The organism is Nonomuraea sp. NPDC005692 (assembly GCF_040631115.1).
Classification (GTDB): domain Bacteria; phylum Actinomycetota; class Actinomycetes; order Streptosporangiales; family Streptosporangiaceae; genus Nonomuraea.
On record NZ_JBEXYU010000002.1, the window covers coordinates 405,292 to 426,531 of the forward strand.

A 21,240-nucleotide genomic window follows, 5' to 3' on the forward strand; every position below is an offset into this window, starting at 1 on the left:
CGGGGATCGGTTCAGTCTGAGCCGGGTGATATCGATTTGGCAAACGCGAATGTGACGTTCATATACGGCCCTGACCTGCGGAAACGATGTCCGCGGAGGTGGCTGGGGAAGGCGGATTTCCGGGCCTCGACATGGGGTTTCGCGCGTTTTCGCGAAGAGGCGTGATATTTCCGTGCTTGCGGCCTATGTGGTGGCTCCGCGATGATCTCGGGCGTGAAACGCTTGTGGTTGATTGCGGTAATTGCCGCTGTCGGCATGACGGGGGTCGCAGAGGCGGCGGACGGTGTTCCCGGTGTCGACGTCAGCAACTGGACGGGCGACGTGGACTGGGCGAGCGTGGCCTCCGGCGGCGGCAAGTTCGCGTTCGTGCAGGCCACCGAGGGCACGAACTACCGCAACCCACGGTTCGACGCGCAGTTCGGCGGGGCCGCGACGGCCGGGCTCCTGCGCGGCGCCTATCACTTTGCGCAACCGCATGAATCCGATGGGGCAGCGCAGGCCGACTATTTCCTGCAGAACGGCGGAAACTGGACCAGCGACGGTCAAACGCTGCCCGGGGTCCTCGATATCGAGGACAACCCGTACAAGGACAAGAACGGCAAGAACAACTGTTACGACCTGTCCGCCGAGGACATGGTCACCTGGATCAAGGACTTCACCAAGAAGTACCGGCAGCGGACCGGCCGGGACGCGATCATCTACACCACCACGAGCTGGTGGCAGACCTGCACGGGCAACTCCGGCGCGTTCAAGGCCAACCCGCTCTGGCTGGCCCGCTGGGGGAGCGACCCCGGCGAGCTGCCGAAGAGCTGGAAGCGGCACACGTTCTGGCAGTCGGCGGAGAAGGGCTCGCTGGTCGGCGGCCAGAACTCCTTCAACGGCTCGGAGTCCCAGCTCAGGTCGCTGGCCAACCCGCCCGCCCGGGTGTCGGTCTCCGGCCTGGTCAAGGGCAGGAAGCTCTACCGGGTCACGATCACGAACACCGGCCCGCACCCCGTCGAGGACATCGTGGTCTCCGGGCGCGCGTACGGCGGGCAGAAGGTGGTCAAGGCCCCCGGGTGCAAGTTCAGCGGCACGGCGGTGCGCTGCGTGGTCGGCAAGCTGGAGCGGGGCCAGAAGGCCGCCTTCACCTTCACCACCAAGCCGAAGCCGAAGGGCCAGGTCGGGATGGTCGTCGAGGTAGGAACGGTCACACTTAACCTCAAAAGCTGATAAATCGCGATAGGTAGGATAAAACCCGGAATCTCGGCTTAAGGGAGAAACGGGTGGCGCGGCGGCGGCTGGTCCTGGTGGTGACCGCCCTGGTCGTCCTGCTGGTGGGCACGGCGTCCATGCCGTTGTCGACGTTCGTGCCGTCCAGGATCGTGCGCCTCGCGTACGAGATCGAGCGGTACGACATCACGTACTCGTGGGGTGGTGGCCACGGCGAGCGGCCCGGCCCCACGAAGGGCACCTGCCTGGGCTACAGCGGCCGGATCAAGCCCTGCCCGGCCGCGCGCACCCGCGGCCTCGACTGCTCCGGCCTGGCCCGCTGGGTCTACGCCCTGGCCAACGGAAGGGACGTGCTCGGCCCCGGCAACACCGACGACCACGTACGCAGGATGCGGCCCGTCGAGCGGGGCCTGCCGGGCGACTTAGTCTTCTTCGGAAAAATCACGAAAAATAAGATCAAGACGCATCATGTGGGCATCTATCTGGGTCGTGGGAAGATGATGAACGCACCTGAGACGGGGGCTTCGGTGCGCATTGACGATATCGGGCGAAGATCTGACTTCGCGGGCTTCTACCGGTACTGAAAGCGGGCGCTACCGGTACTGAAAAGGGTGCCATGCTCCAGTTACACCTCCTTGGACCGCTCCACGCCACCATGGCCGGCCGCCGGCTCGACCTCGGCTCCGCCAGGCAGCGCGCCGTGCTCGCCCGCCTGGTCGCCGCCGACGGCCAGCTCGTCTCGACCGACCGGTTCATCGAGGACCTGTGGCAGGGGCAGCCGCCGCCCAAGGCGCTGGCCGCGCTCCAGGTCTACGTCTCGAACCTGCGCCGCGTCCTCGAACCCGACCGGCCGCCGCGCGCCCCCGCCGGAGTGATCGTCAGCGCCCCGCCCGGCTACCGGCTCTGCCTGCCCGACGAGGCCGTGGACGCCTGGCGGCTGCCCGGCCTCATCGACGCGGCCGGCGCGGCACTCAAGCGGGGCGCAGGCAGCGTCGCCCACGACCTGCTCGACCAGGCGCTCGGCCTGTGGACGGGCCCCGCCTACGCCGAGTTCACCGAGGAGTGGGCCGCGCCCGAGGCGGCCAGGATGGCCGAGCTCAGGCTCGTCGCCGTCGAGTACCGCGCCGAGGCCGCGCTGCTGATGGGCCGCCACGCCGAGGCCGTGCCGGAGCTGCGCGCCCACGCCGACGCCCATCCCCTGCGCGAGAACGCCGTCCGCCTGCTGGCCCTGGCCCTCTACCGGTCCGGCAGCCAGGCCGAGGCGCTGGCCGTGCTGCGCCAGGCCCGCGAGAACCTGGCCGAGGAGCTCGGCGTCGATCCCGGCCCGGCCCTGCGCGCGCTCGAACAGGACATCCTCCGCCAATCCGAGTCCCTGCACGCGCCCGAGGTCGTCGAACTCGTCCAGGAACGGCCCGTGGCCACGCAGGAGCCCTCGATCGTGGGCCGGGCCCGCGAGCTGGTCGCGCTGCGGGAGGAGGCCGGGCGGCCTCTCCGGCGCACGGTCTGGCTGGGCGGCGAGCCGGGCGCGGGCAAGAGCGCGCTGGCCGAGGCGTTCGCGGCCGAGCTGGCCGAGCGCGGGTGGCGGGTCGCGTTCGGACGCTGCCCGGAGATCGACGGCGACGCGCCGCCCGCCTGGGCGTGGAGCGAGATCGTCCGGCAGCTCGCCGCCGTACGGCCGCCCGCCGCCGCCGACGCGGCCCGCCTGGCCCCCCTCCTGAACGACGGCGTCGCCATCCAGAACCAGTTCCAGCTCGCCAGGGCCGTGGCCGGCTACCTGGCGGGCTGCGCGCCGCTGCTCGTGGTGCTCGAAGACGTCCACCGGGCCGACGGCGAGACCCTGCACCTGCTGCGGCACCTGGACCCCGCCGCGCGGATCCTGGTCGTCGCCACCTACCGTCCGGCCGAGACCACCGAGGACCTGACCGCCACCCTGGCCGCGCTCGCCACCGGCAGCAGGCACGTCGAGCTCGCCGGGCTCGACGAGGCCGCCGTCGCCACGCTGCTCGAACGCCACTCCCAGCGCGCCGGCCTCGACCCCGCCACCGTCCGCACGGTCCTGGAGCGCACGCTCGGCAACCCGCTGTTCGTCTGCGAGATCGCCCGCCTGCTGGCCTCCGAAGGGCCCCAGGCCGCCGAGGCGCTGCCGCCCGGCGTGCGCGACCTCATCCGCCGCCGCATCACCCGCCTGCCCGCGACCGCCCAGACCGTGCTGCGCAACGCCGCCGTCGTCGGCAGGGACGCCGACGTGGACGTGCTGATCGCGCTGCACGACGGCGACGAGGACACCGTCTTCGACGGCCTGGAGGCCGGCGTCATGACGGGCCTGCTGGCCGAGCCGGGACCGGGCCGCGTCAGGTTCACGCACGTCCTGGTCAGGCAGGCGCTGTACGAGGACACCGCGCGGATCCGCCGTACCCGGCTGCACGGGCGCGTGGTGTCGGTGCTGGAGCGGCTGCGGCCGAACGACGTGGCGGCCCTCGCGCACCACGCGCTGGAGGCCGCCGCGCCGGACGCCGTACGGTACGCCAGGGCGGCGGCCGTACAGGCGTCGGGCCTGCACGCGCACCGCGAGGCGGCGGCGCTGTGGCGCGCCGCGCTGGAGTTCGCCACCGACGACGCGACCCGGCTCGACCTGCTGTGCGGACTGGTCTCGGCGCTGGGCCACGCGGGCGACGTGCTGGGCGCGCTGGCCGCCAGGACGCGGGCCGTCGAGCTGGCCGCCCCGCGCGGCCCGCTCGCCCGCGCGCTGACCTCCTACGAGGCCCCCGTGGTCTGGACGATCCAGGTGGACTCCCTCTACAACAGGGACTTCATGGAGGCCGTGGAGCGCGAGCTGGCCGCCGGTCCCGACGACGAGACGCGCTGCCGCCTGCTGGCCGCGCTCGTGTTCGAGCTGGAGGGGCACGACGACGACCGCGTGGACGCCGCCGGCGCCGAGGCCGTGGCCCTGGCCCGCCGCCTCGGCCGTCCCGACCTGCTCTGCCTGGCGCTCAACGCCCGCTACTTCGCCGTGCTCAGCCCCGAACGGCGGGACGAGCTGGAGGCCGTCGGCGCCGAGCTGCTGGAGCTGGGCCGCACCCACCGGCTCGTCGGCTACCTCACGCTGGGCCACTGCGCGCTGCTCATGGCCGCGCTCGGACGCACCGACCTGGAGGCGGCCAGGCGGCACGCCGACAGCGGCGTGGCGGTGTCCACCAGCGGCCAGCTCGGCATGTCGCTGGCCATCCTGGCGCTGTTCGGCGCGCTGCGGAAGCTGGTCGAGGGCGAGTTCGACGAGGCGGAGGCCGTCTACACCGGGCTCACCGAGCAGATGGCCGAGCGCGGCGGCGTCAACGCGCGGGCCATGGGCGCTCTGGGCAGGTTCGCCGTCCGGATGGCCCGCGGGAACGTCCGAGACTCCCTCGACGAGCTGGCCGCCATCCGGGAACGCGTGAACAGCGACACCGTGCACGAGATCTACGCCGGGGCGCTGGCGGCCGCGGGCGAGCTCGACGCGGCCCGGCGGGTGTGGCGGCCCGAGTCGTGGTTGCCGCGCAACTACTACTGGCTGATGTGGCAGGCGCTGCGCGGCCTGACCGCCGTCGCCCTGGAGGACCGCGAGGTGGCCGGACGCTCCTACCGCGTCCTGCTGCCGTGGGCGGACGAGCTGGCCGGGATGAGCAGCGGGTCGGTCACGCTCGGGCCGGTCGCGCTGGTGCTCGGCGACCTGGCCGAGCTGCTCGGGCTGCCGGCCGAGGGCCACTACGCGCAGGCTCTGAAGGTCGCCGAGCGCGTCGGCTCGCCCCACTGGGCGCAGGCGGCCCGCCGCCGGGCGCGGCGCTGAGCGGTCCCAGGGGGATCACGGCGTGCCGAAGATCAGGCTCTGGCGGCGCCGGTGGCCGCGCCGCATGAGCGCGAGCAGCACCATGAGCACCGGCCCGGCCAGGCGCCGCAGCTCGGCCAGCTCCTCCGGCTGGGCGTACTGGGCGATCCTCGGCAGGTCGAACCGGACGTCCCCGCCCTTCCTGACCTCGGTCTCGACCTTCTCCCAGTCCGCCTCCGAGACGTACTTGGCGACGACCGGGAAGATCAGCCGCTCCTCCTCCTCGATGTGCTCGTCCAGCAGGTCGGCGAGCGCGGCCAGGGACTTGGCCATCCGCCGGGCCGCCTGCCCGTCGGTGCCGAGCTGGGTCCCGGCCGTCGTGATCTCCTCCAGCAGCGGGTCGAGCGCCGCGTGGTCGTCGGTCAGGTCGCTCAGGTCCACCTCGGCGCCCGCCGAGCGGACGATGACCGGCCACAACACGTTGTCCTCGGCCTGGTGATGGTGGTGGATGCCCGCGCAGAGCTTGGCGGTGAACGTCGTGATCGCCCGCAGCCGCTCCTGACCGGCCTGCTGCTCGCCGGCGGCGATCGCGCTCATCACCTCGGCCAGACGGCGGGTGTCCCCGCGCATGGCCCGGTGCGTGATGCGGAAGCCGAGCATGTTGGGTGCCATTTCGGTGCTCCTTCTGTCCGTTTGACACCAGCCTGGGACGCGGCTCTTAGACACCTCTTGGTGCCGACTTGGCATGGCGGTAACGCCTGTGGCGGACGGAAATTGAGAGACCCGGCGGCTAGGGTGTGCCGCTATGGACAGGCGATGGGTCGGCCTCGACGGCGTCGAGGTCGTGCCGGTGATGCGGGCGGGCCGGCAGGTGCTGCGGGTGCGCAGGAACGGGTGGCTGGTCGCCGACTGCCGTTCGGTGGAGGAGGTGGCCGCCCACGTCGACCTGGCCGATCTGTGCGAGGTGATCGATCTTGCCGCGCGCCGCGGATCCACCGGCGCGGTGGAGGCCCGTACGAGTTCGCATCATGGCTGAGTGCCGTGTATGGTTACACCTGTCCGCAGCGAGCGGACAGGCCCCTATAGCTCAGTCGGCAGAGCGTCTCCATGGTAAGGAGAAGGTCAACGGTTCGATTCCGTTTGGGGGCTCTTGTAATGAGCAGATATGACGCCCGGCCAAGGTGACTTGGAGCCGGGCGTTTTTCGTTGTGCGGGTTGGATGGCGCTTGTCCTGGGGCTTCAGTCAGCCCCAAGAAGGCTCCAAGCACGGGCGTGTTCCATGACGGTCATGAGAAACATGTTCGCGGCCCGTGGTGTGCGCCGGGCGCTGGCTCTGATCCTGCTCTCCGTCTCGACCGTGCTGACGATCAGCGTGGCGAGCAGTCCCGCCTACGCGTGGAACCCGGCGAACGACGGCTGGTACAAATGCCTGATCGAAGGCAAATGGATGTGGTGCAAGGACCTGTAGGTCCTGCGGGCAAGCCGCTCTTCCCGTGCGGGAAGGGCGGCTTTTCGGTGTCGTACGGCTGTCAGGCTCTGGCCTTCCGGGACGCGAAGGCGGGGAGGTCGATCACCTCGACCAGGTCGGCGAGGTCCACGTGGTGGACGATCTGGGCGATGGTGCCGTAGTAGCCGAGGAGGTAGCGGCGGCCGTTCACGGTCTGGGTGACCTTGATGCGTTGCCTCGCGCCGAGGGTGATGATCTCGACGAGGATGCCGCGGGGGCCGTGCCAGCGTGTCACGCCACAACTCTACGCAAAACGGACAAAAGCATAGAATGCGGACCGGCGGGCAGTAGGCCGGTGAGGGTTGGTTGCCCACACCCGAAAGCTCCGGACGCGGGGAAGCGTCCGGAGCTTTCGCGTGCCCGGCGGTCTGTCGCCACGCGGCGCTGCGCGGTTTCGCCTGCTCGGCGGTTTCCGGCGCTACGCGGTCTCGTCCAGGGGTGGGTAGGCGAAGTGACGGGTGTCGGCGAAGGTCTGCGGGCCGGTGAGCCGGTAGCCGTGGGCGGCCTCGCTGGTGGTGTGGTACGGCCCCACGTCCACGGTGTCGGCGATCGACCAGACGCCCTTCACCTGCTGCTTGACGACGTAGAGGAACTCGTTGAAGTCGAGGGAGGAGGAGACGAAGCTGTTGAGCACGGTCAGCGATCGGCGTCCTGAAGTCAGCGCCAGCGGCAGGTCCACGGACTGGTCCCGCCAGCGGTAGGTGTTCTCGACGGGCAGGGGGTGCCACACGCCGGCGGGGGCGCCGTTCACGGTGATGGCGGCCTGCTGCATGGAGATGCCGGCGTCCAGGCGGCGGATCAGGCGTACGCCGGTGTTGGCGGGGTTCACGGTCACCGTGAACCGGCTGGACCCTCCGGGGCCGAACGCGCGCCCGTCGTCGGAGACCGGCCGGCCGAGCGCGAGGGGCTCCGCATGCCGCGGCGCCACCCACAACCCGACCACCACCCCGACCCCGACCGCCCCCGCCACCACCAAAGCCCCCACCCCAACCCCCCGCCTCCCACCAGCCGACCCCACCACCCCACCCGCCGGTACGGCCACTGCACCCGCCGGAGCCGCCACCCCACCCGCCGGAGCGCCTGGCGTCCCGCCGACCGGGGAAGCGTCGGCGGGAAGACCATCGACCAGGGAAGCGGCACCGGCGGGGAGCCCGTTGGCGGCGGGAACACCGCTTACGGGCAGGGCGGCCCCAGGCTCACCCGCAGGCGGCCCGTCACCAGGACTCCCCTCACCGGGAAGCCTGTCGGCGGGAAGCGCGCCGCCGGAGGGAGCGCCCGTCGGCGAAGCGCCGAAGGCAACGCCCCCGCCGGACAGGCCGTCGGAACCCCCGTCTCCCGCAATTCCATCGACGGGAATCCTGCTCACCCAAAGGCCACCCCCAGGAACCGCACCTACCGGAGGCCCCTCGCCCGGCCGATCCCCGCCCAGCAACCCCTCGCCCGGCAGGCCCCGGGCCGGCAGGCCCCCGCCCGGCAGGCCCCCGCCCGGCAGATCGCCAACCGGAAGTGCGCTGCCCGGAAGCGCGCCGGTTGGGAGACCGTCGGCCGGAAGTGCGCCGGCCGGGGGACCTCCGGCCGGCGAACCGCTGACCAGAGGGCCTTCGACGGGGAGAACGCCGCCGGTGGGAGGGGCGACCGGCGGGGTCGCCGGGGCAGATGCCGGAGGTGCCTCGCTTCTCGCCATCTGAGCGCCTGTCGAATGCTCTGCCCCTTCGTGAGGCCCAGCGAATCCCGGAAGCGTGGCGCCTTGGCCAGGGCCTCCAAGCGGTACAGCCCCTTGGCCAAGGCCTCCGAGAGGTGTCGTGCCGGGCTCGGTGGGGGTATCGGCGGGCACGGCACCCGGCTGGCTCAGCCCCGTGGGAGGCGCGGCGCCCGGCTGAGGCAGCCCCCCGAGGGGGCCGGCGTGCGGATGGACGGAGGCGACGTCGGGGAGCCCGAAATCCTCGAAGGGAGCCAGCGCCGTCCGGGTGAGCTGGAAGCCGGACGGCGGCATGCGATTGATCCGTACGCGCTCCCAGGCCCGTTCCCACTCCGGCACCCGATGCTCAGGCACCCCGCAAGCCCGCAGGAACGTCACCATCACCGCCTTCTTCGGAAACCGCCGTCCGGCCAGCATGTCCGCACAGGTCGCCCGGGGAAGCCGGGGTCCGCCCGCTCTGTCCGCCCGCGCCTGGAGCTCCCGCAACGACACGTCCGCCCGCGCGAACTGCTCGGCGAGAAGCCTCACCAGACCCTCGTGACAGCTCACCGACTCCACGCCGGGTTCCGCGCCTTCCTGGTCCTCGCCCATCGCCCCTCTCCCCGACCGGCCGTCATCTGTCCGACAGTGTACGAACGATGACCGTGCGTGTCCGGGGGGATTTCAGGGACGTCCGAGTCAGGCTCGCGTGTGGCCGACTCCGGACGAGTCTGTCCGCCCTGCTGTTGGACACCGGCGCCCGGTCGCTTTCCTGGCATTCGAGCGCAGACCAGCGCCGAAACCCTGAGCAGCACAAGCAGAACGAGCAGAAGAGGAAGACGACATGAACAGGAAACTGGCACTCGCCGCCGGTGTCGCCGCCGTCCTTTCCGGGCTTGTCATCCCGTCCGCCCCCGCCTCGGCCGGCAGCCTCCAGTGCAACAGCGGCCGGGCCCCGGAGGACGGCTACGTCGGCCGGGCCGACTGCCACAACCCGACCGGCCAGACCTGGGTGTACCGTGCCGTGATCACCTGCGGCTGGAGCCCGGACGTCGTCGGCCCGTGGATCACGCTCGGTCCCGGCGCCTCGGGCAGGTCCGAGGGCAAATGCGCAAGCTGGGGCAGCGGCGTCGGCGCCGTCGGCGTCGACGAACGCCAGGCATGAGACCCCTGCCCGGCCCCCGCCCGGTCCGGCCCGGCCAGCCCCGACGCAGCCCGGCCCCATGCCGGGCCGGGCTGATGGGCCCGGATGAAGCGTCGGGTCCGAGGCGCGGGGCCGGTGGGGGCGGCTCGTCGTAGAGGAGCCGGGGCGCGGTCGGGGTGGGCGGCACCTCGCCGGACACCCGTGCGGCACGCGCCCCCCTTGCGCCGTCGCACGGGTGTCCACCGCGCTCCCTTTTCGCCCCTGGGGCTGCCCGCCTGGGGCTGCCCACCCAGGGCCGTCCCGCCCCAAGGGGCTGCTGACCACCCAGGGCCGTCCCGCCCCAAGGGGCTGCTGCCCACCCAGGGACCCCCGCCTCAGCGCTGGACGCCCGCCCGGGGAGTGACCATCCAGGGCTGACCATTTAGGGCCGCCCGCTTGGGGTCTCCCACGAAGAACTGACACTCGGGGCCGTCCACTCCAGGGCTGCCCGCTCTGCCCACTTCGCCACTGCGCTGGCTTTGACTGCGCGACACCCTCGGGTGAGCGCAGGCGTCCGCTGCGGGCCCCCTCTGCCGCTGCGTCGGCGTCCGCCGCGGACACCCCTCCGTCACCCGCGCGGATCCGTCCGCCGCGGGGACGCGCGCCGCCGGCGTTCGCCGGGGGCACGCCCGTTCACCGTACGGACGGGCGTCGTCGGCGGCCGCCGGGGGCCCTTCTGGCCACTGCGCGAACGGGCGTAGGGCCGGGGTGCGTTTGTTGCTGCGTGCCTGGTCCGGACGTTCGCGTCGGCAAAGGGTGGCTGCTAGTGTGGCGATGGCCTCCGCGGGTGATTCCCCAGGCGAGACCCAGGTGGCATGATCGGATTTCGGTTGTCGGAGGTTCCTGGGGCATACTGGTAGCACCCCACCCGATCAGGTGAGTTACTAATGTGCTCCCAGCTTCGGGTATCCTCTACGGGCCGGGAGTTTCCGGCCAAGGCGGAGTAGCTCAGTCAGGCAGAGCAAACGGCTCATAATCGTTGTGTCGCCGGTTCAAGTCCGGCCTCCGCTACTACCCAATCCCAGGTCGGTCGGCCTGGGTACGGGTGTGTCCATGTCCCGAACGTAGAAAGGCACTCCCAAGTGGCTGCCACCGACGTTAGGCCGAAGATCACGCTGGCCTGCCAGGAGTGCAAGCACCGCAACTACATCACGCGGAAGAACCGGCGCAACGACCCGGATCGGCTTGAGCTGAAGAAGTACTGCCCGAACTGCCGCTGCCACCGCGCGCACCGCGAAACCCGCTAGCGGTACTTCTGCCTCCATATCGCACAACCGGCGTCCCGGACGGGGCGCCGGTTTGTCGTGTTCTCACTGCTTTGAGGGGCCTTCCTAGGCGCTGAGCCGGGCCCCGGCAAAAAGCACGCCATGAGCGGCGACAGCCGAACCTTGTTCTGTTACCGTCTGCCTCAGCAGCGCTCGTTGAAGACATACGAGGGAGCACTGATGGCCTTGAACCGTGACTTCGTGGGCAGGACCTATCCATCCGCCGCCCCGTACGAGGTCAGCCGGGTGAAGATCAAGGAGTTCGCGGCGGCGATCGGCGACAACAACCCGGTCTACCGCGACAGGGAGGCCGCCAGGGCCGCCGGATACCCCGACGTGATCGCGCCGCCCACGTTCCCCATCGTGTTCAGCCTGCAGGCGGGCGGCGAGGCGCTGGTAGACCCCGAGCTGGGCCTGAACCTCGCGATGGTGGTCCACGGCGAGCAGCGGTTCGAGTACGCCAGGCCCGTCTGCGCGGGCGACGAGCTGGTCACCACCGCGACGATCACCGACATCAGGAGCGCTGGCCGCAACGAGCTGCTGACGATCAGGAGCGACGTGACGACGGTCGCCGGAGAGCCGGTCTGCACGACCTACAACACGATCGTCGAGCGCGGAGGGGCGGGCTGAGATGGCGGCCACGGTGAGGTACGACGAGGTCGAGGTCGGCCAGGAGCTCCCGGCCGTGGGCTACAACGTCCGGCGGCTGAACCTGGTCATGTACGCCGGCGCCTCCGGCGACTTCAACCAGATCCACTGGAACGAGCGCTTCGCCCGGACCGTCGGGCTGCCCGACGTGATCGCGCACGGCATGTTCACGATGGCGCAGGCGGGCCGGTTCGTCACGGACTGGGCGGGCGATCCGGGCGCCGTGCTGGACTTCGGCGTGCGGTTCTCGTCGATGGTGATCGTGCCCGACGACGACCAGGGTGCGACGATCTCGGTGAGCGGAGTCGTCGAGGAGAAGCTGCAGGACAAGCGGGTGGTCGTCGGGCTGACGGCCAAGGCGGGCGACGCGAAGGTCCTGTCGAAGGCGCGCGCGGTGGTACAGCTCTCCTGATCCGGTGATATGTCGGGCGGGTCGCGGGTAGCCCGTGTTGTTATGAGTGAAGTTGCGCGACAGGTCTGGCCCACCGTCCGTTCCATCCCCGTGTCGTCCGTGACCGATGCCAAGCCTCCCGCTCACCTGCGTCCCACGTCCCCTGAACAGGTGGGAGGCAGCAGCGGCACCGGACGGGACACCACGGGCGGTTCGGCCACCGGCGTCGGCACGGGCCGCGCCCGGCCCAGGGGCGCGGGCGCGCACGGGAACCCCGCCGCCGCGCTGGGCTTCTCCGGCGACCCCGGCCAGCACGGCGACCCCGACGACACGATGCTGCACGCCCAGCGCGTCTGGGACGGCACCCTCGCCACGAACCGCATGGACGACCTGGGCGTCAACACCGAGCGCCAGCGCGTCGAGACCAAGGACGTGACGGTCTCCGCCGGGCTGCTGGTGGACGGCCGGCCCGGGGACGTGCTGGAGTGCGTCCAGTCGGTGATCGACCACACGCGCGCCCGGATCCTGGCCCTCGACCTGGGGAACGTCGACGGCGCGGGAGACGTCCTGGACGAGCTGGCCGAACGGCACCCGGAGCGGATCGTGGTGTGGCACGTCGCCGAGACCTCGCGGGCGGCCGGGGGCACGGCGGGGTGGGGTGAGGGCCGTACCAAGCTGTTGCGGCTGGACGAGTCCGAGGTGCACGTGCTGGTCGAGACCTCGCTCGCGCTGACGGGGGACGCCTTGACGCCGCTGGTGGCGGCCATCGTGGAAGGGGCGGTGGCGGCGGGGTGGCAGGCGGCCGAGGCCGAGGAGCCCGGCAGGGTGGGGGCGTTGCGCTGCGACCTGATGGCGGTGCGCAGGGCGGCGGCGCTGGGCGCCTTCCCCGAGGGCGCCGAACGCGGCGAAGAGGCCGACCTGGAGTTCTCGCATGCGTTGGAGGGCGGGCTGGTGGTGCCCGAGGGCCCGCTCCCGGTCCGCCGGCTCAACTCCACCCACCACCACGACCAGCCCCTCCACAGCTGACCCCCCACCATCGCCCCGCCCCTGACCCGGGAAGCCGATCGGAAGCGTCGCCGCAGGCGCGGCCGAGGCGGTGCGGGGTCGGGGAGGGTGTTGTGGGGGCTGGGGGGCTCATAAGCTTGGTGGCCATGGAGATGCTCGCGCCGCACACCACCCTGGGCCTGGGCGGCCCCGCCCGCGACTTCGCCGAGGCAGTTACGGCGGAGCAGCTCGTGTCCCTCGTCGCCGAGGCCGACATGAACGGCGTACCGACCCTGGTGCTCGGCGGCGGCAGCAACGTGGTGATCGGTGACGAAGGCTTCGACGGCCTGGTCGTCAAGGTGGCCACCGAGGGTGTGACGGTCTCCAGGGACGGCGAGCAGGTGCTGCTCACGGTCGAGGCCGGCCAGGACTGGGATTCGCTGGTCGAGCGGGCCGTGGCCGAGGGGTGGTCCGGCATCGAGTGCATGTCCGGCATCCCGGGCCTAGTGGGCTCGACGCCGATCCAGAACGTCGGCGCGTACGGCCAGGAGGTGGCGCAGACCATCAGGTGCGTACGGGCCTACGACCGGCTTACCCGGCAGGTGATCGACCTGGAGGCGCGCCAGTGCGGGTTCTCCTACCGTGACAGCGCGTTCAAGCGGGACCTGTCGCGGCACGTGGTGCTCGCCGTGACGTACGCACTGGATGTGTCGGACTTGTCCGGCCCGGTGGCCTATCAGGAGCTGGCCGGGCGGCTCGGGGTGGAGCTCGGCGGCCGCGTGCCCCTCGGGCCGGCCCGTGAGGCCGTTCTGGGGCTGCGGCGGGGCAAGGGCATGGTCTTCGATCCGGCGGCCGACCCCGACAGCCGCAGCGCGGGCTCGTTCTTCACCAACCCGATCCTGACCGCCGAGGAGGCCGCCGAGCTGGCCGGACGCGCTCCCGGCCACCCCAGCTGGGACATGCCCGACGGCCGCGTCAAGGTGCCGGCCGCCTGGCTGATCGAGCAGGCGGGCTTCCCCAAGGGCTACGAGCGCGGCCCCGTGCGCATCTCGACCAAGCACACGCTGGCCCTCACCAACCCCGCGGGCGCCGCCTCCACGGCCGACCTGCTGGGGCTGGCCGTGGAGGTGCGCGACGGGGTGCGGGAGAAGTTCGGCGTGACACTGGTCAACGAGCCGGTGCTGGTCGGCTGCACACTGACGGCCGAGCCGGTGTCCGAGCAGGGGGCCTGACCGGCGGAATGACGGCTTCACGTGGGCTGTTATGGTGTGTTGGTAATTCCGAAGGGGAGTAGTCCCAATCGTGTGATCGACATACTGGCGCGTGATCGCGCCCGGTCACACGGGCCTTGACGGGCGGACGAGACCTTCGGCCTGGCAGTCATGGACAAAGACGCTGCCGGGCCGAAAGTCGTGCCCGAAGATCCCCCGGGTGCCTGCTTCCGGTCTGGTCGCGGGAAAGAGGACCGGTTGGAAGCGTTCTGGATCAGTCTCGCGGTCATTTTCGTGGCCGAGCTCGGTGACAAGAGCCAGCTCATGGCGATGACGTTCGCCACCCGTTTCAAGCCCTGGCCCGTGCTCGCGGGCATCACCATCGCCACCACCGTCGTGCACCTGCTGAGCGTGGCCGTGGGCGGGCTGGTCGGCAAGGCGCTGCCGACGACGGCCATCTCGATCGTGGCCGGCATCGCCTTCCTCGGGTTCGCCCTGTGGACGTTGCGGGGCGACGAGCTGACCAAGGAGGAGGAGGACAAGGCCCGGCGTACGACCAGGAACGTCCTGGTCGCGGTGACCGTGGCGTTCTTCCTGAGCGAGCTGGGCGACAAGACGATGCTCGCCACGATCACCCTGGCCACGCAGCACGGCTGGGTCGGCACGTGGATCGGCTCGACCGTGGGCATGGTCGCCGCCGACGCCCTGGCCATCCTGGTGGGCCGCCTGCTCGGCAAGCACCTCCCCGAGAAGGTCATCCGGTACGGCGCCGCCGCCGCGTTCGCGGTGTTCGGCATCGTGCTGCTGGTCGAGGCGCTGCTCTAGAAGCGCGGCAGCCGTTCGTGGACGTCGGCGAGCAGGCCGAGCACCGGCTCGCGGCTCTCCCGGGCGAAGGCGGCCTCCACCGCCCGGGCCGCGGGCCCGTCGCCGAGCCAGGCGAGGACCTGGGCGTGGGCGGGGGCGTCGCGATCCCAGAAGGCGTTGGTCAGCCGCCGCCCGGACAGGCCGTCGGTGACGAAGTCGTGCAGGTGGGCGATCGCCGCCTCGCTTCCCAGCCCGGCCCAGGCGTCGAGGAAGGGCGTCAGGTCGACGCCGGTGGCGGCGACGGCGCACAACACCGTGCCGGCCGGCGGGCGGGACGGATGGCGGCGCAGCGTGCCGAGCCACCACTCGTGCAGGAACGCGGTGACGGCCGCGCGTTCGCCGGCCGGCCAGCCGTGCCAGCCCGCGAGGGCGAGCTTGCCGAGGACGATCTCCGGGTCGGGGTAGGGGAACGCGTCGGCCGCCGCGCATTCGAGCAGGCGCGGCAGGAAGTAACGGAAGGCGGGGACGTCCCCCCACGTGGTGAGCGCCTTGGCGGCGTAACGGGCCAGCGAGCCGGCCTCGATCGCGGAGACCGGGCCGGACAGCAGGCACGCCTGCTCGCCCGGCTCGACGCAGTGGGGGCAGCCGGGCACGCTCGCGGGCCTGGCGACGGCTCCGAACACCTCGTAGAGCCGCCCGAGGGCCGTCACCCTCAGTCGAGGGTGAAGTAGTCGGGACCCGCGTAACGGCCGGTGGCGAGCTTCTGGCGTTGCATGAGCAGGTCGTTGAGCAGCGAGGACGCGCCCAGCCTGAACCAGTCGGGGGAGAGCCAGTCGTCGCCCGCCGTCTCGTTGACCAGCACCAGGTTCTTGATGGCGTCTTTGGTCGTGCGGATGCCGCCGGCCGGCTTCACGCCCACCTGGCGGCCGGTGGTGTCGCGGAAGTCGCGCACCGCCTCCAGCATGATCAGGGTCACTGGCAGCGTGGCCGCCGGGGACACCTTGCCGGTGGAGGTCTTGATGAAGTCGGCGCCCGCGATCATGGCCAGCCAGGACGCCCGGCGCACGTTGTCGTAGGTCGCCAGCTCGCCCGTCTCCAGGATCACCTTCAGGTGCGCGGCGCCGCAGGCGGCCTTGATCGCGACGATCTCGTCGTACACCTTCACGTAGTCGCCGGACAGGAACGCGCCGCGGTCGATCACCATGTCGATCTCGTCGGCGCCCGCGGCCACGGCCAGCGCCGTGTCGCTCACCTTGACCTCCAGCGAGGAGCGCCCGCTGGGGAACGCGGTGGCGACCGAGGCCACCTTGACCCCCGACCCGGCCACCGCCCGGACGGCCACCTCCACCATGTCGGGATAGACGCAGACCGCCGCCACCTTGGGGGCGCCGCCGCCCGGGTGCACGGCCTTGGTGCACATGGCCCGCACCTTGCCCGCCGTGTCGGCGCCTTCGAGCGTCGTCAGGTCGACCATGGAGATGGCCAGGTCGATGGCCTGGGCCTTGGCCGTGGTCTTGATGGAACGGGTGCCGAGCATGGCCGCCCGCTGGTCGGCGCCCACCCGGTCGACTCCGGGTAGGCCGTGCAGGAAGGCGCGCAGCGTCGCGTGGGACGAGGCGACGTCCGCGAGCGAGGTAGTCACAGTTGACACCCTCACAGCATCGCCGACCAGGGCCACTACCTCCAAACCGGACGGACGGGAACGCCGCCTAAGGCGGGACGGGCCCTGTCCTAGGTATGTCCGGCCCCGCGTACGCCCGCAGATAGGTCATCCACCTGATGTGGCGGGCCGGGCCTTAGGCCGAACATTGAAGATGTCAGGGAAAAGCAGCAAATGTTCAGGAGAACACGATGAACCCCGAACTCGAGTACGAGCTCATGAAGTCCCACGCCAGCGAGCTCCGGAAGGCCGCCGCCGAGCACCGTCGCGTACGCGAGGCCATGAAGGGCAACAAGGCCGAGCGTCGCTCGGTCTTCGGCAAGCGCCGTTCGTCATGACCGCCCCAAGAGAGCCCGGCCGCGTGATCAGTAGTGGCGGCCGGGCCTCTCAACCCCCCTAAACCCCGTCGAAACTGATTGATAGGGCATGGCATGCTGAACGACATGCTGGGACGTTCGGTGAGTCCCGTCTTCGTCGGGCGGGCGGAGGAGCTCGCCGCTCTCGCAGAGAGCTTCGACGAGGCACGTAAGGGCACGGTGACGGCCGTGCTCATGGGCGGGGAGGCTGGGGTCGGCAAGAGCCGGCTCGTGCAGCGCTTCGCCGAGTCCTGCGTGGCCGACGGCGCGCAGGTGCTGGTCGGCGGCTGTGTGGAGCTGTCGGCCGAGGGCCTTGCCTACGCGCCCTTCACCGCCGCGCTCAGGCAGCTCGTCAGGGAGCAGGGCCCCGCCGCGGTGGCCGCGCTGCTGCCCGAGGGAGCCCAGCGAGACCTGGCCAGGCTGCTGCCGGAGTTCGGCGAGCCAAGCGGCGACGGAGAGACGGAGACGGGCCGCGCCCGGCTCTTCGAGCAGTTCCTCACCCTTCTCGAACGCCTCGCGGACACCCGCCCCACGGTCCTCATCATCGAGGACATCCACTGGGCCGACCGCTCCAGCCGCGACCTGATCGCCTTCCTCAGCCGTAACCTGCACGCCCCGCAGGTGCTCATCGTCATGACCTACCGCTCCGACGACCTGCACCGGCAACATCCGCTCCGCCCCGTGCTGGCCGAGCTCGGCCGGGTGAACGGCGTCCACCGTCTCGACCTGCCCCGCCTGTCGCGCGACGAGGTGGCCGCCCAGATGGCCGGCATCCTCGGCGCCGCGCCGGAATATGTGAAGGTTCAGAAAGTCTACGAACGCAGCGAGGGCATCCCGCTGTTCGTGGAGGCGCTGCTCGACGGCGGCGAGGACTGCACGTTCCCCGAGTCCATGCAGGACCTCATACTCAGCGCCGTCGAACGGCTGCCCGAGGACACCCAGCGCGTCCTGCGCATGGCCGCGGCGGGCGGCAACCGGGTCGGTCACGCGCTGCTGGCGGCCGTCAGCGGGCTGTCCGAGATCGAGCTGGAGGCGGCTCTGCGCCCCGCCATCGCCGGGAACGTGCTGCAGATCGCCGACAACCGCGCCTACGTCTTCCGGCACGCGCTGATCCAGGAGGCCGTGCACGAGGAGCTGCTGCCGGGCGAGCACCAGCGCCTGCACTCCCGGTACGCCGAGGAGATCTCCAAGGACCGCTCGCTCGTCCCGCCCGGCCGCGCCGCCGTCGAGCTGGCCCACCACTGGTACGGCGCCCGCAACGACCTCTGGGCCCTGGTGTCGGCCTGGGAGGCCGCGCAGAAGTCGTTCAAGGCGTACGCCTACACCGAGGCCGTGCCGCTGCTGGAACGCGTGCTCATGCTCTGGGACCGGGTCCCCGACGCCGCCCGGCGCATCGGCGTCGACCACACCGCCGTGCTCGAACGCGCCTCCGAGGCCGCGAACGCCGGCGGCGAGGTGGACAAGGGCGTGAAGTTCGTCAAGGCCGCCCTCGCCGAGCTGGACGAGACCGCTGAGCCGGGCCGGGTGGCCCAGCTCATCGTGCGGCAGGCGTCGTTCAAGGCGTCCAAGGGGCAGATGGGCGTCATCGAGCTGCTCCGGCACGCCCTGCGGCTGGTGCCCGAGCCCGGCCCGGTGCGCGCGGAGGTCGTCATGCCGCTGAGCAGGCAGCTCATGCTCCGCGGCCAGGTCACCGAGGGCGAGGAGCTGATCCACGAGGGCCTCGACCTGGTCAGGCGGTCCGGCGACAAATGCCTCGAAGGCGACCTGCTGATGAACCTGGCGCTCGGCCACTCGCTCAGAGGCGAGCTGGAGCGGGTCATCGCCGTCAACGAGCAGGCGATGACGCTCGGCAAGACCGAGAGCTCGGGCCGCATCATCGTCAGGGCGATCGGCAACAACATCGACTCCCTCATCGACATGGGCCGCGCCGAGGAGGCCCTGCGCCTGTCGGAGGAGGGCTGGGAGTACGCCAAGAAGTACGGCAGGCTGCGCGGCAGCGGGCTGTTCATCCTCAACAACTGGGCCGAGGCGCTGGAGTCGCTCGGCCGCTGGGACGAGGCGCTCGACCTCGTGGACAGCGCGCTCAACTACGGGCCCGTCCTGCGCACCCAGTACGCCCTGCTGCGCGTGCGTGCCGACATCGGGCTGGCCAGGGGCGACCTGCAGCGCGTCGAGGGCATCCTGTCGGAGATCGGCGTGCTCAAGGACCGCCCCGAAGACTTCGTCCAGGACGTGATCAGCAACGCGCGCCTGCACATCGGCTGGCACCTGCTCAAGGGCGAGCCGTGGGCGGCGCTGGCCGTGGCCGAGCGGGCGCTGTCGCATCCGAGGCTGCCGAGCAAGGCCATGCTGGGCTGGCGGCTGCTCTCCCTGCTGCGCACGGTCTGCGACGCGGCGGAGGACCTCGAACCCGGCCGGACCGCCGCGGTACGGGCGCACGCCGCGGAAGTGGCGGCCGAGCTGACGATCAGCGGGCCGGTGGCGGACGCGTACCGGCTGTCCTACAGCGGCGACTTCGACGCCTCTGCGGCGGCGTGGGAGCGGCTGATGCGTCCGCACAACCAGGCCAAGGCCCTGCTGCGGGCGGCCGGTGCCGCGGCCAGGAGCGGCGACAGGGAGGGCGCGGCGACCCGGCTCCGGCAGGCGCGCCCGCTCGCCGCCGCGCTGCGCGCCACCCCGCTCGCCGAGGAGATCGAGGCGCTGTCGCGCCGCGTGGGCGGCGGCCCGCAGGCCCAGGAGACGCCGTCGGAGCTGCTGACGCCGCGCGAGCTGGAGGTGCTGCGCCTGGTGACCCAGGGACGCACCAACCGCGACATCGCCGCCGAACTGTTCATCTCGGCGAAAACCGTCAGTGTGCACGTCTCGAACATCCTGGCCAAGCTGGGTGTCACCACGCGCGGAGAGGCCGCCGCGGCGGCGCACCGCCTGTCACTCCTGTCCTAGGAGCTCCGGGCCCCTCTGAGCACTCGGACCGACCGTCTACGCTGGCAAGGTGATGTCCCTATACCTCACCCTGGCGTGACGGCGATGTTCGACTACGCACCCGCGCCAGAGTCGCGCGACATTGTCGATCTCAAGCCGTCGTACGGGTTGTTCATCAACGGTGAGTTCGTGGACGGCTCCGGCTCCCCCTTCAAGACGGTCAACCCGGCGACGGAGGAGAAGCTGGCGGAAGTCGCCTCGGCCTCCTCCGACGACGTCGACCGGGCCGTGCAGGCGGCGCGCAAGGCGTTCGGCGTGTGGAGCGCCCTGCCGGGCGCCGAGCGGGCCAAGTACCTGTTCCGCATCGCGCGCCTGATCCAGGAGCGGGCCCGCGAGCTGGCCGTCCTGGAGTCCCTCGACAACGGCAAGCCCATCCGCGAGTCGCGCGACGTCGACCTGCCGCTGGTCGCGGCCCACTTCTTCTACTACGCGGGCTGGGCCGACAAGCTGGCCTACGCCGGGTTCGGCAGCAAGCCGCTCGGCGTGGCCGGTCAGGTCATCCCGTGGAACTTCCCGCTGCTCATGCTGGCCTGGAAGATCGCTCCCGCGCTGGCCTGCGGCAACACGGTGGTGCTCAAGCCCGCCGAGACGACCCCGCTGACCGCCCTGCTGTTCGCGGAGATCTGTCAGCAGGCCGAGCTGCCGCCCGGTGTGGTCAACATCGTGACCGGCGCGGGCCAGACCGGCGCCGCCCTGGTGGCCCACCCCGACGTGAACAAGGTGGCCTTCACCGGCTCGACCGAGGTCGGCCGGATCATCGCCCGCACGGTCGCGGGCACCGACAAGAAGCTCACGCTGGAGCTCGGCGGCAAGGCCGCGAACATCGTGTTCGAGGACGCCGCCGTCGACCAGGCGGTCGAGGGCATCGTCAACGGCATCTTCTTCAACCAGGGCCACGTCTGCTGCGCGGGCTCCCGGCTGCTGGTGCAGGAGTCCGTGCACGACGAGCTGCTGGAGTCGCTGAAGCGGCGGCTCGGCACGCTGCGGCTCGGCGACCCGCTCGACAAGAACACCGACATCGGCGCGATCAACTCGGCCGAGCAGCTCGCCAAGATCCGTGAGCTGTCCGAGGCCGGGGCCGACGAGGGCGCCGAGCGTTGGTCGCCCGCGTGCGAGCTGCCCGACCGGGGCTACTGGTTCCCGCCCACCCTGTTCACCGGGGTCGCCCAGTCCCATCGGATCGCCCGGGAGGAGATCTTCGGGCCGGTGCTGTCCGTGCTGACCTTCCGCACCCCGGCCGAGGCCGTGGAGAAGGCCAACAACACCCCGTACGGGCTGTCGGCCGGGGTCTGGACCGAGAAGGGCTCGCGCATCCTGTGGATGGCCGACCGGCTGCGGGCCGGGGTCGTCTGGGCCAACACGTTCAACAAGTTCGACCCCACCTCGCCGTTCGGCGGCTACAAGGAGTCGGGGTACGGACGTGAGGGCGGGCTCGCGGGGCTGGAGGCCTACCTTGACGTGTGATCATCGCCGTGCCGGGCGGTCCGGGCGGCGTGCCCAGGCCACCCGCGGGCACGCCTTCGCCCGCGCCGGCCGGCCCGTACGCGTCGGCTGGTA

The 21,240-nt window shown here is 71.3% G+C and carries 20 protein-coding genes and 2 tRNA genes; 17 read left to right on the forward strand and 5 right to left on the reverse strand.

All coding sequences use genetic code 11. The features are described 5' to 3' along the window. Positions 1–255: 255 nt before the first annotated feature. The 3 genes from ABZ459_RS06790 to ABZ459_RS06800 are packed head-to-tail and all read left to right on the forward strand — an operon-like array spanning position 256 to position 5,035. Positions 256–1,212, forward strand: a complete 957-nt coding sequence (locus ABZ459_RS06790; RefSeq protein WP_357966803.1) for a lysozyme — start codon at positions 256–258, stop codon at positions 1,210–1,212. 53 nt (positions 1,213–1,265) lie between these two features. Beyond that, positions 1,266–1,796, forward strand: coding sequence for an NlpC/P60 family protein (locus ABZ459_RS06795; RefSeq protein ID WP_357966805.1), 531 nt, complete (start codon positions 1,266–1,268; stop codon positions 1,794–1,796). A gap of 32 nt (positions 1,797–1,828) precedes the next feature. Next, the gene (locus ABZ459_RS06800) at positions 1,829–5,035 is read left to right on the forward strand and encodes a BTAD domain-containing putative transcriptional regulator (protein WP_357966808.1); all 3,207 of its coding nucleotides are present in this window, start codon (positions 1,829–1,831) and stop codon (positions 5,033–5,035) included. 15 nt (positions 5,036–5,050) lie between these two features. On the opposite strand, the gene ABZ459_RS06805 is transcribed toward ABZ459_RS06800, so the two are convergent. After that, positions 5,051–5,686 (reverse strand): hemerythrin domain-containing protein, encoded by a 636-nt coding sequence (locus ABZ459_RS06805; RefSeq protein ID WP_357966810.1) that lies wholly within the window; start codon positions 5,684–5,686, stop codon positions 5,051–5,053. 133 nt (positions 5,687–5,819) lie between these two features. On the opposite strand from ABZ459_RS06805, the gene ABZ459_RS06810 reads away from it, so the two are divergent. From ABZ459_RS06810 to ABZ459_RS06820, 3 genes are all read left to right on the forward strand, one after another. Next, a complete protein-coding gene (locus tag ABZ459_RS06810; RefSeq protein ID WP_357966813.1) occupies positions 5,820–6,050 on the forward strand; it encodes a transposase in 231 nt (76 codons plus the stop codon). A 40-nt stretch (positions 6,051–6,090) separates the two neighbouring features. Beyond that, positions 6,091–6,163, forward strand: a tRNA-Thr gene (locus ABZ459_RS06815). A 139-nt stretch (positions 6,164–6,302) separates the two neighbouring features. After that, positions 6,303–6,482: a hypothetical protein gene (locus tag ABZ459_RS06820; protein WP_357966816.1), complete on the forward strand. Its 180-nt coding sequence runs from the start codon at positions 6,303–6,305 to the stop codon at positions 6,480–6,482. 61 nt (positions 6,483–6,543) lie between these two features. On the opposite strand, the gene ABZ459_RS06825 is transcribed toward ABZ459_RS06820, so the two are convergent. After that, on the reverse strand, positions 6,544–6,756 hold the full coding sequence (locus ABZ459_RS06825) for a hypothetical protein (RefSeq protein WP_357966819.1): 213 nt from the start codon (positions 6,754–6,756) through the stop codon (positions 6,544–6,546). Between the two features lie 183 nt (positions 6,757–6,939). Then, complete coding sequence (locus ABZ459_RS06830; protein ID WP_357966822.1) at positions 6,940–7,506, reverse strand: hypothetical protein; 567 nt, start codon at positions 7,504–7,506, stop codon at positions 6,940–6,942. 1,537 nt (positions 7,507–9,043) lie between these two features. On the opposite strand from ABZ459_RS06830, the gene ABZ459_RS06835 reads away from it, so the two are divergent. From ABZ459_RS06835 to ABZ459_RS06870, 8 genes are all read left to right on the forward strand, one after another. Further along, positions 9,044–9,364, forward strand: a complete 321-nt coding sequence (locus ABZ459_RS06835; protein ID WP_357966825.1) for a hypothetical protein — start codon at positions 9,044–9,046, stop codon at positions 9,362–9,364. Positions 9,365–10,319: 955 nt separating this feature from the next. Next, a tRNA-Met gene (locus ABZ459_RS06840) sits at positions 10,320–10,393 on the forward strand. A 71-nt stretch (positions 10,394–10,464) separates the two neighbouring features. Further along, the gene (gene rpmG / locus ABZ459_RS06845) at positions 10,465–10,629 is read left to right on the forward strand and encodes a 50S ribosomal protein L33 (protein WP_019632658.1); all 165 of its coding nucleotides are present in this window, start codon (positions 10,465–10,467) and stop codon (positions 10,627–10,629) included. A 198-nt stretch (positions 10,630–10,827) separates the two neighbouring features. Further along, positions 10,828–11,277: a MaoC family dehydratase N-terminal domain-containing protein gene (locus ABZ459_RS06850; protein ID WP_357966827.1), complete on the forward strand. Its 450-nt coding sequence runs from the start codon at positions 10,828–10,830 to the stop codon at positions 11,275–11,277. A gap of 1 nt (position 11,278) precedes the next feature. Continuing rightward, entirely contained in the window at positions 11,279–11,707 is a 429-nt protein-coding gene (locus ABZ459_RS06855; RefSeq protein ID WP_357966830.1) for a MaoC family dehydratase, read from the forward strand. A gap of 150 nt (positions 11,708–11,857) precedes the next feature. After that, entirely contained in the window at positions 11,858–12,712 is an 855-nt protein-coding gene (locus tag ABZ459_RS06860; RefSeq protein ID WP_357966832.1) for a hypothetical protein, read from the forward strand. A 125-nt stretch (positions 12,713–12,837) separates the two neighbouring features. Next, positions 12,838–13,902: a UDP-N-acetylmuramate dehydrogenase gene (locus tag ABZ459_RS06865; protein ID WP_357966835.1), complete on the forward strand. Its 1,065-nt coding sequence runs from the start codon at positions 12,838–12,840 to the stop codon at positions 13,900–13,902. 237 nt (positions 13,903–14,139) lie between these two features. Then, positions 14,140–14,706: a TMEM165/GDT1 family protein gene (locus ABZ459_RS06870; protein WP_357966838.1), complete on the forward strand. Its 567-nt coding sequence runs from the start codon at positions 14,140–14,142 to the stop codon at positions 14,704–14,706. Here the strand turns inward: ABZ459_RS06870 and ABZ459_RS06875 are convergent. Next, entirely contained in the window at positions 14,703–15,395 is a 693-nt protein-coding gene (locus tag ABZ459_RS06875; protein WP_357966841.1) for a hypothetical protein, read from the reverse strand. The two genes, ABZ459_RS06870 and ABZ459_RS06875, sit on opposite strands and share 4 nt — an antisense overlap. A 2-nt stretch (positions 15,396–15,397) precedes the next feature. Continuing rightward, the gene (gene deoC / locus ABZ459_RS06880; RefSeq protein ID WP_357966844.1) at positions 15,398–16,327 is read right to left on the reverse strand and encodes a deoxyribose-phosphate aldolase; all 930 of its coding nucleotides are present in this window, start codon (positions 16,325–16,327) and stop codon (positions 15,398–15,400) included. A gap of 209 nt (positions 16,328–16,536) precedes the next feature. Here deoC and ABZ459_RS06885 point away from each other — a divergent pair, with 209 nt between their 5' ends. The 3 genes from ABZ459_RS06885 to ABZ459_RS06895 all read left to right on the forward strand — a co-directional run bounded on the left by ABZ459_RS06885 (position 16,537) and on the right by ABZ459_RS06895 (position 21,147). Further along, entirely contained in the window at positions 16,537–16,683 is a 147-nt protein-coding gene (locus ABZ459_RS06885) for a hypothetical protein (RefSeq protein ID WP_357966847.1), read from the forward strand. Positions 16,684–16,788: 105 nt separating this feature from the next. Beyond that, positions 16,789–19,644, forward strand: a complete 2,856-nt coding sequence (locus ABZ459_RS06890; RefSeq protein WP_357966850.1) for an AAA family ATPase — start codon at positions 16,789–16,791, stop codon at positions 19,642–19,644. A gap of 84 nt (positions 19,645–19,728) precedes the next feature. Continuing rightward, entirely contained in the window at positions 19,729–21,147 is a 1,419-nt protein-coding gene (locus tag ABZ459_RS06895) for an aldehyde dehydrogenase family protein (protein ID WP_357966852.1), read from the forward strand. Positions 21,148–21,240: the final 93 nt, after the last annotated feature.

Bases quoted from the DNA above. Each gene is read 5' to 3' on its own strand.
- ABZ459_RS06895 (WP_357966852.1), top strand. From the start codon at position 19,729: ATGTTCGACTACGCACCCGCGCCAGAGTCGCGCGACATTGTCGATCTC.
- ABZ459_RS06820 (WP_357966816.1), top strand. From the start codon at position 6,303: ATGAGAAACATGTTCGCGGCCCGTGGTGTGCGCCGGGCGCTGGCTCTG.
- ABZ459_RS06865 (WP_357966835.1), top strand. From the start codon at position 12,838: ATGGAGATGCTCGCGCCGCACACCACCCTGGGCCTGGGCGGCCCCGCC.
- ABZ459_RS06855 (WP_357966830.1), top strand. From the start codon at position 11,279: ATGGCGGCCACGGTGAGGTACGACGAGGTCGAGGTCGGCCAGGAGCTC.
- ABZ459_RS06790 (WP_357966803.1), top strand. From the start codon at position 256: ATGACGGGGGTCGCAGAGGCGGCGGACGGTGTTCCCGGTGTCGACGTC.
- ABZ459_RS06850 (WP_357966827.1), top strand. From the start codon at position 10,828: ATGGCCTTGAACCGTGACTTCGTGGGCAGGACCTATCCATCCGCCGCC.
- ABZ459_RS06885 (WP_357966847.1), top strand. From the start codon at position 16,537: ATGAACCCCGAACTCGAGTACGAGCTCATGAAGTCCCACGCCAGCGAG.
- ABZ459_RS06805 (WP_357966810.1), bottom strand. From the start codon at position 5,686: ATGGCACCCAACATGCTCGGCTTCCGCATCACGCACCGGGCCATGCGC.
- ABZ459_RS06810 (WP_357966813.1), top strand. From the start codon at position 5,820: ATGGACAGGCGATGGGTCGGCCTCGACGGCGTCGAGGTCGTGCCGGTG.
- ABZ459_RS06890 (WP_357966850.1), top strand. From the start codon at position 16,789: ATGCTGGGACGTTCGGTGAGTCCCGTCTTCGTCGGGCGGGCGGAGGAG.
- ABZ459_RS06800 (WP_357966808.1), top strand. From the start codon at position 1,829: ATGCTCCAGTTACACCTCCTTGGACCGCTCCACGCCACCATGGCCGGC.
- ABZ459_RS06835 (WP_357966825.1), top strand. From the start codon at position 9,044: ATGAACAGGAAACTGGCACTCGCCGCCGGTGTCGCCGCCGTCCTTTCC.